This window comes from Pseudomonas sp. 3JA (assembly GCF_036961705.1).
Taxonomy (GTDB): domain Bacteria; phylum Pseudomonadota; class Gammaproteobacteria; order Pseudomonadales; family Pseudomonadaceae; genus Aquipseudomonas; species Aquipseudomonas fluorescens_Q.
On record NZ_JBAMDJ010000034.1, the window covers coordinates 55,745 to 71,675 of the forward strand.

Consider the following 15,931-nt stretch of genomic DNA (forward strand, 5'->3'; position numbering starts at 1 on the left):
AGTTGCACCTGATCGGTTTTATCGCAAGATTCGAGTTTTTTGCTCCCTTTTAGTGCAGTTCCCAGCACTCAGCTAGAAGCTAAAGCACTAAGCCGGTGCAGGATCAGCCGGACGATATTTGCTTCCGGATGAGCTGCCTGTCATTTCGAGAAAAAAAGGGTTGCACCCGGTTGCACCTCAATCATCCCGCAGCTAATCTTGCCGCCAGCTGATGCCACGCGATACGTGGTAAACATGAGGATAAAAATATGGCTACCACCACCCTTGGGGTCAAACTCGATGACCCGACCCGCGAACGCCTCAAGGCGGCCGCAACCTCGATTGATCGCACGCCGCACTGGCTGATCAAGCAGGCAATTTTCAATTACCTGGAAAAACTCGAGGGTGGTGCAACCCTGACCGAGCTGAACGGTTCACCTCGCACCGACAGCGACGATGCTGGCGATGTGCAAGTCGACCATGCTCACCAATGCTTCCTCGAATTTGCCGAGAGCATCCTGCCGCAATCGGTCCTGCGCGCCTCCATCACGGCCGCTTACCGTCGCCCAGAGCCGGAAGTGGTGCCGATGCTGATCGAGCAGGCCCGCCTGCCAGCACAAATGGCCGAAGCCACCAACAAACTGGCGGCTTCGATTGCTGAAAAACTGCGCAACCAGAAAAGTGCCGGCGGCCGTGCCGGTATCGTTCAGGGTTTGCTGCAGGAATTTTCCCTGTCGTCCCAGGAAGGCGTAGCACTGATGTGCCTGGCCGAGGCGCTGCTGCGCATCCCGGACAAAGGCACCCGTGACGCCCTGATCCGCGACAAGATCAGCACCGGCAACTGGCAGCCACACTTGGGCAACAGCCCGTCGCTGTTCGTCAACGCCGCCACGTGGGGCCTGCTGCTGACTGGCAAGCTGGTCGCTACCCATAACGAAGCGGGCCTGACCTCTTCCCTGAGCCGCATCATCGGCAAGAGCGGCGAACCGATGATCCGCAAGGGCGTCGACATGGCCATGCGCCTGATGGGCGAGCAGTTCGTCACCGGTGAAACCATCGCCGAGGCCCTGGCCAACGCCAGCAAGTTCGAAGCCAAAGGCTTCCGCTATTCCTACGACATGCTGGGTGAAGCCGCACTCACCGAACACGATGCGCAGAAGTACCTGGCCTCGTACGAACAAGCCATCCACTCGATCGGCAAAGCGTCCCACGGTCGTGGGATTTATGAAGGCCCAGGCATTTCCATCAAGCTGTCCGCCCTGCACCCACGTTACAGCCGCGCCCAGTACGAGCGCGTCATGGACGAGCTGTACCCACGCCTGCTGTCGCTGACCCTGCTGGCCAAGCAATACGACATCGGCCTGAACATCGACGCCGAAGAGGCCGACCGCCTCGAGCTGTCGCTGGATCTGCTCGAGCGCCTGTGCTTCGAGCCGCAATTGACCGGCTGGAACGGCATCGGCTTCGTGATCCAGGCCTACCAGAAGCGTTGCCCGTACGTGATCGACTATGTGATCGACCTGGCTCGTCGCAGCCGTCATCGCCTGATGATTCGCCTGGTAAAAGGCGCGTACTGGGACAGCGAAATCAAGCGCGCCCAGGTCGAAGGCCTGGAAGGCTATCCGGTCTACACCCGCAAGGTGTACACCGACGTGTCCTACATCGCTTGCGCCCGCAAACTGCTGTCGGTGCCGGAAGTCATCTACCCGCAGTTCGCCACGCACAACGCCCATACCCTGGCGGCGATTTATCACATCGCCGGTCAGAACTATTACCCGGGCCAGTACGAATTCCAGTGCCTGCACGGTATGGGTGAACCCCTGTACGAACAGGTTGTAGGCAAGGTTTCCGAGGGCAAGCTGAACCGTCCGTGCCGCGTGTACGCTCCGGTCGGCACTCACGAAACACTGCTGGCGTACCTGGTACGTCGCCTGCTGGAAAACGGCGCGAACACTTCGTTCGTCAACCGTATCGCCGACCAGTCCATCTCGATTCAGGAGCTGGTGGCCGATCCAGTGGCCAGCATCGAGCAGATGGCGACGCTGGAAGGCGGTTTCGGCCTGCCGCACCCGCGCATCCCACTGCCGCGCGACCTGTATGGCAGCGACCGTGCCAACTCCAGCGGCATCGACCTGGCCAACGAACATCGTTTGGCGTCGCTGTCCTGCGCCCTGCTTGCCACTGCCCATAACGATTGGAAAGCCGTGCCGATGCTCGGCTGCGCCGCCAGCGAAGAAACCCCGGCCCCGGTACTGAACCCGTCCGATCACCGCGACGTGGTTGGCCATGTGCAGGAAGCCACGGTCGCCGATGTCGACAACGCCATCCAGTGCGCCCTCAACGCCGCACCGATCTGGCAAGCCACGCCGCCAGCCGAGCGCGCCGCGATCCTCGAACGTGCCGCCGACCTGATGGAAGGCGAGATCCAGCCGCTGATGGGCCTGCTGGCCCGCGAAGCCGGCAAGACCTTCGCCAACGCCATTGCTGAAGTGCGTGAAGCGGTGGATTTCCTGCGCTACTACGCGGTGCAGGCGCGCAACGATTTCACCAACGATGCCCACCGCCCACTGGGTCCGGTGGTCTGCATCAGCCCGTGGAACTTCCCGCTGGCGATTTTCAGCGGCCAGGTCGCCGCTGCCCTGGCCGCCGGTAACCCGGTATTGGCCAAGCCCGCCGAGCAGACGCCATTGGTGGCGGCCCAAGCTGTGCGCCTGATGCTTGAAGCCGGCATTCCGGAAGGCGTGCTGCAATTGCTGCCGGGGCGCGGCGAAACCGTCGGTGCCCGCCTGGTGGGTGACGAGCGGGTCAAGGGCGTGATGTTCACCGGCTCCACCGAAGTCGCTCGCCTGCTGCAACGCAACATCGCCGGGCGCCTGGACAACCAGGGCCGTCCGATCCCGCTGATCGCCGAAACCGGCGGCCAGAACGCCATGATCGTCGACTCCTCGGCGCTGACCGAACAAGTGGTCATCGACGTGGTGTCGTCGGCCTTCGACAGTGCCGGCCAGCGTTGTTCGGCCCTGCGGGTCCTGTGCTTGCAGGAAGATTCCGCCGACCGCGTCATCGAAATGCTCAAGGGCGCCATGGCCGAATCACGCCTCGGCAACCCTGAGCGTCTGTCCGTGGACATCGGTCCGGTGATCGACGCCGAAGCCAAGGCTGGCATCGAGAAACACATCCAGGCCATGCGCGACAAGGGTCGCACCGTGTACCAGATGGCAATCGCCGACAGTGACGAGTGCAAGCGCGGCACCTTCGTGATGCCAACCCTGATCGAGCTGGAAAGCTTCGACGAGCTGCAGCGCGAGATCTTCGGTCCGGTGCTGCACGTGGTGCGCTACAAGCGCAAGGAGCTGGACCAGTTGATCAACCAGATCAACGCCTCCGGCTATGGCCTGACCCTGGGCGTGCACACGCGCATCGACGAGACCATCGCCAAGGTCATCGACAATGTGCATGCGGGCAACGTCTACGTGAACCGCAACATTGTCGGCGCGGTGGTCGGCGTGCAGCCGTTTGGCGGCGAAGGCCTGTCGGGCACCGGTCCCAAGGCCGGTGGTCCGCTGTACCTGTACCGCCTGTTGTCGACACGTCCTACCGATGCGATCCAGCAATCCTTCGCCCGTGGTGATGCCCTCACCGCGCCGGACCTGCGTTTGCGCGATGCCCTGAGCAAACCGCTGACCGCCCTGCAAGCCTGGGCCGACAGCCAGAAGCTCGCCGAGCTGAGCGCCCTGTGCGTGCAGTTCGCGGCTCAATCGCAAAGCGGTGTTACCCGGACTCTGACCGGCCCGACCGGCGAGCGCAACAGCTATGCCATCCTGCCGCGCGAGCACGTGTTGTGCCTGGCCGACGTGGAAGGCGACCTGCTGACGCAACTGGCGGCCGTACTGGCCGTGGGCGGCTCGGCCGTATGGCCGGAAACCGACACCAGCAAGGCTTTGTTCGCACGCTTGCCGAAGGAGATTCAGGCGCGCATCCAGCGGGTGGCCGACTGGACCAAGGATGAGGTGCTGTTCGACGCGGTCCTGCACCACGGCGATTCGGATCAACTGCGCGGCGTTTGCCAACAGGTAGCCAAGCGCGCCGGTGCCATCGTCGGGGTCCATGGCCTGTCCCAGGGCGAGACCAGCGTGGCGCTGGAGCGTCTGGTGATCGAGCGGGCCTTGAGCGTCAACACCGCGGCAGCGGGTGGTAACGCCAGCTTGATGACTATCGGCTGAAAGCAGCTGCGAGCGGCAAGCTACAAGCGGCGAGTAAAAGCAGATGCTTTTGCTTCAGCTTGCAGCTTGCAGCTTGTGCTGCTCTATCACCCCCATCAATCATCCTGTTCAGCCTTTATCAGCACGCCTAGACTCGGCCCATCCCAAAAAAAGGTAAGCCGCCATGTCCGAGACGCTGCTCAGTTCCCGCAATCTGGCTTTCGAGCTGTATGAAGTCCTCGATGCCGAGGGCCTGACCCAGCGCGAGCGGTTCGCCGAACACAATCGCGAAACCTTCGACGCGGCCCTCGCGACGGCGCGAAACATCGCCGAGAAATTTTTCGCCCCCCACAATCGCAAGAATGACGAAAACGAACCGCGCTACGAGAACGGCGAGGCGATTCTGATTCCCGAGGTGAAACCGGCGGTGGATGCCTTCCTCGAGGCGGGCTTTCTCAACGCCGCACGCAGTTTCGAGGCAGGCGGCATGCAACTGCCGACGTTGCTGTCCCAAGCCTGCTTCGCGCACTTCCAGTCTGCCAACGCCGCTTCGACCTCTTATCCGTTCCTGACCATGGGCGCGGCGAACCTGATCGAAAGCTTCGGCAGCGAAGAACAGAAAAGACGCTTCCTGCAACCGATGATCGACGGTCGTTTCTTCGGCACCATGGCCCTGACCGAACCCCATGCAGGCTCTTCGCTGGCGGATATTCGTACGCGTGCAGAGCCGGCATCCGACGGCACCTATCGACTCAAGGGCAACAAGATCTTCATTTCCGGCGGCGATCATCCGTTGTCGGAAAACATCGTGCACATGGTCCTGGCGAAATTACCGGACGCGCCGCCGGGTGTGAAAGGCATTTCGCTGTTTATCGTGCCCAAGTTCCTGGTCAACGATGACGGCAGCCTCGGCCAGCGTAACGACGTGCTGTTGGCCGGGCTGTTCCACAAGATGGGCTGGCGTGGCACCACCTCCACCGCGCTGAACTTCGGCGACAACGGCGCGTGTGTCGGTTACCTCGTAGGTAAACCGCACCACGGCCTGAGCTACATGTTCCAGATGATGAACGAGGCGCGGATCGGCGTCGGCATGGGCGCAGTAATGCTGGGTTACGCTGGCTACTTGTATTCCCTGGAATACGCCCGCGAACGCCCGCAGGGCCGGGTGCCCGACAGCAAGGACCCGACCACCGCCCCGGTGGCGATCATCCAGCACGCCGACGTGCGCCGCATGCTGCTGACCCAGAAGGCCTACGTTGAAGGTTCGTTTGACCTGGGCCTGTACGCGGCGCGCTTGTTCGACGACACCACCACCCTGGAAAGCGAAGCCGAGCGCAGACGCGCCCATGAGCTGCTGGACCTGCTGACCCCGATCGTCAAATCCTGGCCCTCTGAGTTCTGCCTGAAGGCCAACGAGCTGGCGATCCAGATCCTGGGGGGCCACGGCTACACCCGCGAATATCCAGTGGAGCAGTATTACCGCGACAATCGCCTGAACCCCATCCATGAAGGCACCCACGGCATCCAGTCCCTGGACCTGCTGGGGCGAAAACTGGCGCAGAACGGCGGTGCCGGGCTCAAGCAGCTGGTCCGCCTGGTGGCCGACACCACCGAACGCGCCCAGGCGCACCCATCGTTAACGCCGTTGCGCCAACCACTGGAAGCCCTCGTGGCACGCCTGCAAACCGTCACCCTCGGACTGCTGACGGACCTGGCCCAGGGCAAGGTGAACAGCAGCCTGGCCAACTCGGCCCTGTACCTCAAAGTGTTTGGCCATATGGTGATTGGCTGGCGCTGGCTGGAACAGGCGATCCGTGCCGAGGAGGGCTTGGCCAAGGGGAATACCGCGGACAGCGACTTCTATAAAGGCAAGCTGCAAGCGGCGCGCTACTTCCTGACCTGGGAAGTGCCGGGTTGTCATCATGAGCTGGCGATTCTCGAAGCGCGGGATGATACGTGCCTGGGGATGCGGGATGAGTGGTTCTGAGCCAGCGTGGTGCGGCTGACATCCAATCGCGAGCAGGCTCGCTTCCACAAGGGGTTCCAAGTGGACGCGACATCTGCGTTCACCACCGATCCATTGTGGGAGCGAGCTTGCTCGCCATAGCGGTGTTTCAGCCAACACACAGGTAGCTGGGCTGACGCCATCGCGAGCAAGCTCACTCCCACACAAGCCCCACAGTCAACATTCGCTAACCGGTTCAGGCCTGCTGGATCGTCTTGGCAATCACATCGACCGTGGCGCTGACTTGCTCTTGGTAACGGTCGAGTTCCGCTTGATGTTGCTTCTGCATTTCCATCTGCTGCGAACACAGGTTCATGGCCGCCAGCACCAGCAGGCGATCACCGATCAGCGTCGGGTACTTCCTTTTCGTATCGGCCAGTGCGGCCTTGAGCATCGAAGCGGCGTCCAACAGGGCCTGTTCCTGCCCGGCCGGCGCTTTGATTGAATAGTCTTCTCCCAGGATCGAGATGACTGTCACCCCATCGGCGCCGTGCTTCATGCGCTGACAGGACCGGCGCTGGCGCGCTCGATCAGGGCCTGGATGCGGGCCGCGGTGGTGCCGTGCAGTTCTTCCTGTTCCATCAGGCTCAGTTGCAGGCTTTCGTTTTCATCCTTGGCCTTGGCAAGCTCGGTGTTCAGGGTTTCGTTCAGGCCGGTGAGGTGACGGTTCTGTTGCACCAGGTCATTGACCAGTTGCTCCAGTTGGCTGAGGGATGTTTCCAACATGTTGATTTCCAGGCTTTTTCAAGGGGCGCGTACGATAAAGAAAAGTCACTGCCAATGCCACGCTTTACGGGGTGGCAGGGCTTTCCAGCGAGTTTTAGAGACTGCGAATGGGGAATCTGGTTCCGACCCTTCGTCGCACCACCACCTTTGCTCTGTGACAAAAACACGCATGTCACTCAAGACTTTAGTCGTATGACCGATAAGTCAGGGAACAGCAGTCACAGCCCCGCACGGACGCGTCTACTTCCGGTACTTTCCATGTCCCTACGTAATATGAACATCGCGCCCCGGGCATTCCTGGGGTTTGCCCTGATCGGCGCCCTGATGCTCGCCCTTGGGGTATTTGCCCTGATCCAGATGAGCACCATCCGCGCATCTGGCGAAAGCATCGCCCGCAACAGCGTGCCCAGCATCAAGGCCCTGGATGAGTTCACCCAGCTCACCCTGCGCCTGCGGGTGCTGTCCTATCGCTTGCTGACCAACCGCGAACCGGACATCCAGCAGAAAACCTACGATCTGTTCGAGCAGCGCAACCAGCAGATCCGCGCGGCCCAGGCTACCTATGAAAAGCTGATCAGCGCCCCGGAAGAACGGGCTGCCTACGATCAATACGTGCAACTGCTGGGGCAATACCGCCTGCTTGAAGATCGGATGAAAACCCTGTCGCGCAACAATCAGATCGAAGATCTGCGGGCTTTGCTCAACACCGAGCTGTTGAGCAACTCCGAAGCCATCAACGCGGTACTCGGCCGCCTGCTGGAAATCAATAACCAACAAGCCGACGCTTTTAATCGGGGTGCAGAGCAACAATATTCAAGAGCCTTCAATTTGGTTGTCACACTGCTGGTCATCGCCACCGGCCTGACCCTGCTGTTCGCCTGGCTGCTGACCAACAGCATCACCAAACCGATCGCCAACGCCCTGGAGGCTGCCGAAGAAATCGCCAAGGGCAACCTGACTCGACCGATTGTCGTCGATGGCAGCGACGAAGCCGGTCGCCTGCTGCGGGCAATGTCGACCATGCAGGAAAAACTGCGCGACACCTTGCAGCGGATCTCCGGCTCGGCCACACAACTGGCCTCCGCCGCCGAAGAACTCAACAGTGTCACCGATGAAAGCGCCCGTGGCCTGACCCAGCAGAACAACGAAATCGAACAGGCCGCCACCGCCGTCAACGAAATGACCAGCGCCGTGGAAGAAGTCGCGCGCAATGCAGTGAGCACCTCCGAAGCATCGAAAAACGCCACCACCTCCGCAGGCGACGGTCGCGACCTGGTGCAGGAAACCGTCAGCGCCATCGAACGCATGAGCGCCGATGTGCAAAGCACCGCGGCGTTGATCGGCAACCTGGCCGATGAGTCCCGTGACATCGGCAAGGTGCTGGATGTGATCCGTGGCCTGGCCGACCAGACCAACCTGCTGGCCCTGAACGCCGCCATCGAAGCCGCCCGTGCCGGTGAGGCCGGTCGTGGTTTTGCCGTGGTGGCCGACGAAGTCCGCGCCCTGGCCCACCGTACCCAGCAGTCGACCAGCGAGATCGAGCGCATGATCGGCAGCATCCAGAGCGGCACTGAACACGCCGTGGATTCGATGCGCAACAGCACCGAGCGCGCCGAGTCGACGCTGAACATCGCCCGCGGCGCCGGCATGTCCCTGGACACCATCAACACTGCCATCGTCGAGATCAACGAACGCAACCTGGTGATTGCCAGCGCCGCCGAAGAGCAGGCCCAAGTGGCCCGTGAAGTGGACCGCAACCTGGTGAACATCCGCGACCTGTCGGTGCAATCGGCCACCGGCGCCAACCAGACCAGCGCCGCCAGTGCCGAACTGTCGCGCCTGGCCGTGGACTTGAACAACATGGTTGGGCGGTTCAGCCTGTAACCCACTAACGGTTGATCGTCCACAGACCGTGAGCGATCAACCCTCCAGCTTTTGTGGCGAGGGAGCTTGCTCCCGCTGGGCTGCGAAGCGGCCCCAGGACCTCAAAAGCGACGACTGCTTCGCAGCCGAGCGGGAGCAAGCTCCCTCGCCACGGTATGATCAGCTCCCCTCCCTCCCAACCTTTTTTGACAGCATCACATTTCAACAGGTTAGAATCGCTGGCACGCAGACTGCATGGTCAGTCTGCGCCCGTCCTTAGCTTTTCCGGAGTACTGCCTTTGACTGCTACGACCATCAACAGCCTGTTCTTGATCGGCGCGTTGCTGGTAGGTGCGAGCATCCTGGTCAGTTCTCTTTCGTCCCGCCTGGGCATCCCGATCCTGGTGATCATCCTGGCCGTGGGCATGGTGGCCGGTGTCGACGGCGCCGGTATTCTTTTCGATAACTACGCCACGGCTTATCTGGTCGGCAACCTCGCCTTGGCCGTCATCCTGCTGGACGGCGGCTTGCGCACGCGAGTCTCGAGCTTTCGCGTCGCACTGTGGCCAGCGTTGTCGCTGGCCACGGTCGGTGTGCTGATCACCACCGGGCTGACCGGTCTGGCGGCAGCGTGGCTGTTCAACCTGAACCTGATCCAGGGCCTGCTGATCGGCGCCATCGTCGGCTCGACCGATGCCGCGGCGGTGTTCTCGCTGCTGGGCGGCAAGGGCCTGAACGAACGGGTCAGCGCCACCCTCGAGATCGAGTCCGGCAGCAACGACCCCATGGCAGTATTCCTGACCGTTACCCTGATCGGCATGCTCGCCAGTGGCGAAACCGGCCTGCATTGGAGCCTGCTGGGGCATCTGGTGCGCGAGTTTGGTATCGGCGCGGTGCTTGGCCTGGGCGGTGGCTGGCTGATGTTGCAACTGGTCAATCGCATCAATCTGGCCAATGGCCTGTACCCGATCCTGGTCATCAGCGGCGGCCTGGCGGTATTCGCCTTGACCAACGCCCTGCACGGCAGCGGCTTCCTCGCGGTCTACCTGTGCGGCCTGGTGATCGGCAACCGTCCGGTGCGCAGCCGCCACGGCATCCTGCACATGCTCGATGGCATGGCCTGGCTGGCACAGATCGGCATGTTCCTGGTGCTAGGGCTGCTGGTCACGCCTCATGACCTGCTGCCCATCGCCCTGCCCGCCCTGGGCCTGGCGCTGTGGATGATTCTGTTTGCACGGCCCCTGTCGGTCATGGTGGGCCTGTTGCCATTCAAGGCATTCCACGGTCGCGAAAAAGCTTTTATCTCCTGGGTCGGCCTGCGCGGCGCGGTGCCGATCATCCTCGCGGTGTTCCCGTTGATGGCTGGCCTGCCTCACGCCCAGCTCTATTTCAACCTGGCGTTCTTTATCGTGCTGGTCTCGCTGCTGGTGCAGGGCACGAGCCTGCCGTGGGTCGCCAAGCTGCTGCACGTGACCGTCCCACCCGAGCCCCTGCCGATTTCCCGGGCCGCGCTGGAAGTGCACGTCACCAGCGAGTGGGAGTTGTTCATCTATCGCCTGGGCGCTGAAAAATGGTGCATCGGCTCGCCCCTGCGGGACCTGAAAATGCCCGATGGCACCCGCATCGCGGCACTGTTTCGTGGCCAGCAACTGCTCCATCCGTCGGGCAGTACGGTGCTGGAAGTCGGTGATTTGCTGTGTGTTATCGGCCATGAACACGACTTGCCAGCCCTTGGAAAACTGTTCAGCCAAGCGCCGCAGCGGGGCCTGGATCTGCGTTTCTTCGGCGACTTCGTACTCGAAGGAGACGCCCAGCTGGCCGCGGTTGCGGCGTTGTACGGGTTGCAACTGGACGGCATCGATCCGGACATGTCCCTGGGGCGCTTCATTGCCCAGAAAGTCGGTGGCGCACCGGTGGTCGGCGACCAGGTGGAATGGAATAACACCCTGTGGACCGTCGCGGTCATGGACGGGAACAAGATAGGCAAAGTGGGCGTCAGATTCCCCGAAGGAAGTCGCCCGGGTCCCGGCTTGTTCCTCTAAACTGCTCCCACTCTCACTTGCTTGACCGGTCTCTATGCCTACCCTGCGCTCCTTTATCACCATCGCCCTGCTGGGCCTGAGTCTTTCCATCTGCACGCTGCAAGCCGCTGAACCGCTGACCAGCGCCTCGGTAGAAGCCAGCCTGGACAAGATCGCCGACCGCAAACTGCCGGAAGCCGAGCAGAAGGCCTTGCAGGCGGTGCTGCAAAACACCCTGACCCAGCTCAACAACAAGGCCGACTACGAACAGAAGCTGCTCGCCCTCAAGCAGCAATTGGCTACCGCCCCCAAGCAGAACATCGAAAACCAGCGCGAACTGGCGCGGCTCAAAGGCACCGCGGTGGTGCCGGTGGCGCAACGCTACGCCAACCTGCCGATTCCCCAGCTCGAGCAAATGCTCACGGATCGCTCCACCCAGCAGGGCGATCTGCAAAAAGCCCTGGCCGATGCCAACAGCTTGATCATCACCGCCCAGACCCGTCCCGAGCGGGCCCAGGCGGAAATTTCCAGCAGCCAGACCCGCATCCAGCAGATCAACGCCATCCTCAAGGCCGGCCGGGATGCCGGCAAGCCCCTGAGTGGCGAGCAACGCGACCAGCTCACCGCCGAGCTGGCGGCCCTCAATGCGCTGATTCCGCTGCGCCGCCAGGAACTGGCCGGCAACAGCCAACTGCAAGACCTGGGCAACGGCCAGCACGACTTGCTGATGGAAAAAATCGCCCGCACGGAGCAGGAAATCCAGGACCTGCAAAACCTGATCAACCAGAAGCGCCTGGCCCAGTCCCAGGAGACGGTGACCCAGCAATCCATCGAAGCCCAGAAGGCCGGTGGCAGCAGCTTGCTGGCGACCGAGAGCGCGGCCAACCTGAAGCTCTCCGACTACCTGCTCAAAAGCACCGACCGCCTCAACGAGGTCACCCAACAGAACCTGCAGACCAAGCAACTGCTGGACAGCGTCACCCAGACCGACGCCGCCCTGGATGAACAGATCAGCGTGCTCAAGGGCAGCCTGCTGCTCTCCAAGATTCTCTACAAGCAGCGCCAGACCTTGCCGCGCCTCAAGCTGGACCAGAACCTGGCCGACCAGATCGCCGACATCCGCCTGTACCAGTTCGAAGTCAGCCAGCAACGTGAACTGCTGAACAACCCCAGCGCCTACGTTGACAGCCTGCTGGCCTCCCAGCCCTCGGAACAAGTCACCCCGCAACTGCGCAAGACCTTGCTGGAACTGGCCCTGACCCGTGTCGACCTGCTGGAACGGCTGAACCGTGAGTTGAGCGCAGTGCTCAACGAATCGATCACCTTGCAACTCAACCAGAAACAGCTGCTCAGCACCGCCCAGAACCTGCGGGCGACCCTCGAAGAGCAGATGTTCTGGATTCCCAGCAACAAACCGCTGGATTTCGAATGGATGCGTGCGGTGCCGACGCGCCTGGAAAAACAGATCGACTCGCTGCCCTGGGCTTCGAGCCTCAGTGAACTGGCCGATGGCCTGACCCAGCGGCCACTGCTGTTCCTGCCCCTGGCGCTGCTGATCGGGGCGTTGCTGTGGCGGCGCAAGAATCTCTATGCTCGCCTGAACAAGGTTCACCAGGACGTCGGTCACTTCAAGCGCGACAGCCAGTGGCACACCCCCCAGGCGATCCTGATCAATATCCTGCTGGCGATGCCGGTGGCCCTGGCACTGACCCTCTGCGGCTACGCCTTGCAGATCGACGCCCGCGGCCAGAACGCCAACCTCGGTGCGGCGCTGCTGCAGATCGGCCAGGCCTGGCTGGTGTTCTACACGGCCTATCGCGTGCTGGCCCCCGGCGGCGTGGCCGAGTTGCATTTCCGCTGGGAGAAACCCCAGGTCGAATTCCTCCAGGGCTGGATTCGCCGGCTCGGGCTGGTGGTGCTGGCGTTGGTGGCTGTGGTGGCCGTGGCCGAGTTGCAACCCTCGACCCTGGCCGATGACGTGCTCGGCATGCCGGTGGTGCTGACCTGCTACGCGCTGATGGCCTGGTTACTCAGCCGTCTGCTGCTGAGCAGCCCGACCCACAAGAACACTTCGTTGTTCCGCAAGGCGGTCGGGGTGCTGTTCACCGCGCTGCCGATCGCGCTGTTCGTGGCGGTGTGCTTCGGCTACTACTACACCGCGCTGAAACTCAGCGATCGATTGATCAACACCCTGTACCTGCTGATGTTCTGGCTGGTGATCGAGGCCACCTTCGTCCGTGGCCTGTCAGTCGCGGCGCGGCGCCTGGCCTACCAGCGCGCCCTGGCCAAGCGCCAGGCCGCCAAGGAGGCCGGCGACGGCGAAGCGGTGGTCGAGGAACCAACCCTGGACATCGAGAAGGTCAACGAACAGTCCCTGCGCCTGATTCGCCTGGCCCTGCTGGGCGGCTTCATCGCCGCGCTGTACTGGGTCTGGTCGGACCTGATCAGCGTGTTCTCGTACCTGGACAACATCACCCTCTACGAATACACCAGCGGCACTGGCGCCAACATGAGCATGGTGCCCATCAGCATCGGCGACATGCTCGGCGCGCTGATCATCATCGGCATCACCTTCGCCCTGGCGCGCAACCTGCCGGGCCTGCTGGAAGTGTTCGTGCTGTCGAAGCTGAACCTGGCCCAGGGCAGCGCCTACGCCACCACCACGTTGCTGTCCTATGTGATCGCCGGCGTCGGTTTCGTCACCACCCTGTCCACCCTCGGCGTGAGCTGGGACAAACTGCAATGGCTGGTGGCCGCGCTGTCGGTGGGCCTGGGCTTCGGCATGCAGGAGATCTTCGCCAACTTCATCTCCGGCATCATGATCCTGTTCGAGCGTCCGGTGCGCATCGGCGACACCATCACCATCGGCAACCTGTCGGGCACGGTCAGCAAGATCCGCATCCGTGCGACTACCATCACCGACTTCGACCGCAAGGACATCATCGTCCCGAACAAGACCTTCATCACTGGGCAACTGATCAACTGGTCGCTGACCGACACCGTCACCCGGGTAACCTTGAAGCTGGGCGTGGACTACGGCTCGGACCTGGACCGGGTGCGTGAGTTGCTGCTCAAGGCCGCACGCGACAACCCACGGGTGCTGAAGGAACCGGAGCCGATCGTGTACTTCCTGAACTTTGGTGAAAGCACTCTCGACCATGAGCTGCGCATGCACGTACGAGACCTCGGTGACCGCAACCCGGTACTGGACGAGATCAACCGCTTCATCAACCGTGAGTTCAAGAAGGAGCACATCAACATCTCCTTCCGGCAGATGGAAATCTATCTGAAGAACATGCAAGGCCAGGAATACAAACTGGTGCCTGCCGAGCCCGACAAAAAGACCATTACGCCCGTGCCGTCGGCTGTCGCCAGCATCAAGCCGGTGCCTGAGCCGCCGCAAGGCACACTCGACTGATTGCGGGTTGCCTGCGGGCGTCCCGCCGGAGACGGCCATGAAAACGCTGGAAACCCTGACCTTCGATAACCGTTTCGCCCGCCTGGGCGACGGTTTATCGACCCACGTGCTGCCCGAGCCCATCGACAACCCGCGGCTGGTGGTCGCCAGCCCGGCCGCCATGGCGTTGCTGGACCTGGACCCGAACGAAGCCCAGGCCCCGCTGTTTGCCGAGATCTTTGGCGGCCATAAGCTGTGGGCCGAAACCGAGCCTCGGGCGATGGTGTATTCCGGGCATCAGTTCGGTCACTACAACCCACAATTGGGCGACGGTCGAGGATTGCTGCTGGGCGAGGTGTACAACGAGGCCGGCGAGCACTGGGACCTGCACCTCAAGGGGGCCGGCCAGACGCCGTTCTCACGGATGGGCGACGGGCGCGCGGTGCTGCGCTCCTCGATCCGCGAATTCCTCGCCTCCGAAGCCCTGCACGCCCTCGGTATCCCCACCACCCGGGCCTTGTGTGTGATCGGCTCGGACACCCCGGTGTGGCGCGAAAAGCAGGAACGCGCCGCCATGGTCCTGCGCCTGGCCCCCAGCCATGTGCGCTTCGGGCATTTCGAATATTTCTACTACACCAAGAAACCCGAACTGCACGCGACCCTCGCCGAGCATGTGCTGAACCTGCACTTTGCCGAGTGCCGTGAACAACCGGAACCGTACCTGGCGATGTTCCGCGAAATCGTCGAGCGCAATGCCGAGCTGATCGCCAAATGGCAGGCCTACGGGTTCTGTCACGGCGTGATGAACACCGACAACATGTCGATCCTGGGCATCACCTTCGACTTCGGGCCGTTCGCCTTCCTTGATGACTTCGACGCCAACTTCATCTGCAACCACTCTGATGACCAAGGCCGTTACTCGTTCAGCAACCAGGTGCCCATCGGCCAATGGAACCTCAGCGCCCTGGCCCAGGCCTTGACGCCGTTCATCAGCGTCGAAGCCCTGCGTGAGACCCTCGGTTTGTACTTGCCGCTGTACCAGGCCCACTACCTGGACCTGATGCGCCGCCGCCTCGGCCTGAGCCGCGCCGAAGAAGACGACCAGAAACTGCTGGAGCGCTTGCTGCAATTGATGCAGAACAGCGGCGTCGACTACAGCCTGTTCTTCCGCCGACTGGGCGACCAAGCCCCCGAGCAGGCCGTTGCGACCCTGCGCGATGACTTCGTCGACCTGAAGGGCTTCGATTCCTGGGGCCAATTGTATGTTGCCCGCGTCAACCGCGAAGGCCCCGTCGATCAAGACCAACGCCGCGCACGCATGCACGCCGTCAACCCGCTGTACGTGCTACGCAACTACCTGGCGCAAAAAGCCATCGACGCCGCCGAATCAGGCGACTACGACGAAGTACGCCGCCTGCATTCCGTGCTGAGCAAACCGTTCGAAGAGCAACCGGGCATGGACAGCTACGCGCAACGTCCGCCGGAGTGGGGCAAGCACCTGGAGATCAGTTGCTCGTCGTAACCCAGCCCCTCGGCTGAAATCACCTTCTCGCCCAACACATAACTGTTTGGGAGCAGGATTAACCCTGTGGCGAGGGAGCTTGCTCCCGCTGGGCGGCGCAGCCGCCCCAAGAAGGACTGACGCGGTCTTCCAGGCAGACCGCGTCAACCGGTTTTACGACGGCTGCGCCGCCGAGCGGGAGCAAGCTCCCTCGCCACAAAAGCAGGTCGGTATTTC

The 15,931-nt window shown here is 62.3% G+C and carries 8 protein-coding genes and 1 pseudogene; 7 read left to right on the forward strand and 2 right to left on the reverse strand.

The annotated features are described in order from the left end of the window. The first annotated feature begins 248 nt into the window (after window positions 1-248). Both putA and V7773_RS23165 read left to right on the forward strand, forming a co-directional pair. The gene (putA, locus tag V7773_RS23160) at window positions 249-4,202 is read left to right on the forward strand and encodes a trifunctional transcriptional regulator/proline dehydrogenase/L-glutamate gamma-semialdehyde dehydrogenase (RefSeq protein ID WP_336075373.1); all 3,954 of its coding nucleotides are present in this window, start codon (window positions 249-251) and stop codon (window positions 4,200-4,202) included. Between the two features lie 163 nt (window positions 4,203-4,365). Next, entirely contained in the window at window positions 4,366-6,168 is a 1,803-nt protein-coding gene (locus tag V7773_RS23165) for an acyl-CoA dehydrogenase (RefSeq protein ID WP_092146712.1), read from the forward strand. 214 nt (window positions 6,169-6,382) lie between these two features. Here the strand turns inward: V7773_RS23165 and V7773_RS23170 are convergent, their stop codons facing one another. After that, complete coding sequence (locus tag V7773_RS23170; protein WP_003197073.1) at window positions 6,383-6,685, reverse strand: cell division protein ZapA; 303 nt, start codon at window positions 6,683-6,685, stop codon at window positions 6,383-6,385. After that, on the reverse strand, window positions 6,682-6,912 hold the full coding sequence (locus V7773_RS23175) for a hypothetical protein (protein WP_063323244.1): 231 nt from the start codon (window positions 6,910-6,912) through the stop codon (window positions 6,682-6,684). Before V7773_RS23175 ends, V7773_RS23170 begins: the two co-directional genes overlap by 4 nt. 273 nt (window positions 6,913-7,185) lie before the next feature. Between V7773_RS23175 and V7773_RS30585 the strand changes: the two are divergent. The 5 genes and pseudogenes from V7773_RS30585 to selO form a co-directional block, all read left to right on the forward strand. Next, window positions 7,186-7,893 (forward strand): annotated as a pseudogene (locus tag V7773_RS30585) (MCP four helix bundle domain-containing protein); the annotation flags it as partial. 198 nt (window positions 7,894-8,091) lie between these two features. Further along, a complete protein-coding gene (locus tag V7773_RS30590; RefSeq protein ID WP_371856959.1) occupies window positions 8,092-8,796 on the forward strand; it encodes a methyl-accepting chemotaxis protein in 705 nt (234 codons plus the stop codon). A 278-nt stretch (window positions 8,797-9,074) separates the two neighbouring features. Continuing rightward, on the forward strand, window positions 9,075-10,817 hold the full coding sequence (locus V7773_RS23185) for a potassium/proton antiporter (RefSeq protein WP_092146716.1): 1,743 nt from the start codon (window positions 9,075-9,077) through the stop codon (window positions 10,815-10,817). A gap of 34 nt (window positions 10,818-10,851) precedes the next feature. Continuing rightward, window positions 10,852-14,214, forward strand: coding sequence for a mechanosensitive channel MscK (mscK, locus tag V7773_RS23190; RefSeq protein WP_336075377.1), 3,363 nt, complete (start codon window positions 10,852-10,854; stop codon window positions 14,212-14,214). 37 nt (window positions 14,215-14,251) lie between these two features. Then, on the forward strand, window positions 14,252-15,715 hold the full coding sequence (gene selO / locus V7773_RS23195) for a protein adenylyltransferase SelO (protein WP_336075379.1): 1,464 nt from the start codon (window positions 14,252-14,254) through the stop codon (window positions 15,713-15,715). Window positions 15,716-15,931: the final 216 nt, after the last annotated feature.

Bases quoted from the DNA above. Each gene is read 5' to 3' on its own strand.
- V7773_RS23175 (WP_063323244.1), bottom strand. From the start codon at position 6,912: ATGTTGGAAACATCCCTCAGCCAACTGGAGCAACTGGTCAATGACCTG.
- selO (WP_336075379.1), top strand. From the start codon at position 14,252: ATGAAAACGCTGGAAACCCTGACCTTCGATAACCGTTTCGCCCGCCTG.
- V7773_RS23165 (WP_092146712.1), top strand. From the start codon at position 4,366: ATGTCCGAGACGCTGCTCAGTTCCCGCAATCTGGCTTTCGAGCTGTAT.
- V7773_RS30590 (WP_371856959.1), top strand. From the start codon at position 8,092: ATGACCAGCGCCGTGGAAGAAGTCGCGCGCAATGCAGTGAGCACCTCC.
- mscK (WP_336075377.1), top strand. From the start codon at position 10,852: ATGCCTACCCTGCGCTCCTTTATCACCATCGCCCTGCTGGGCCTGAGT.
- putA (WP_336075373.1), top strand. From the start codon at position 249: ATGGCTACCACCACCCTTGGGGTCAAACTCGATGACCCGACCCGCGAA.
- V7773_RS23170 (WP_003197073.1), bottom strand. From the start codon at position 6,685: ATGAAGCACGGCGCCGATGGGGTGACAGTCATCTCGATCCTGGGAGAA.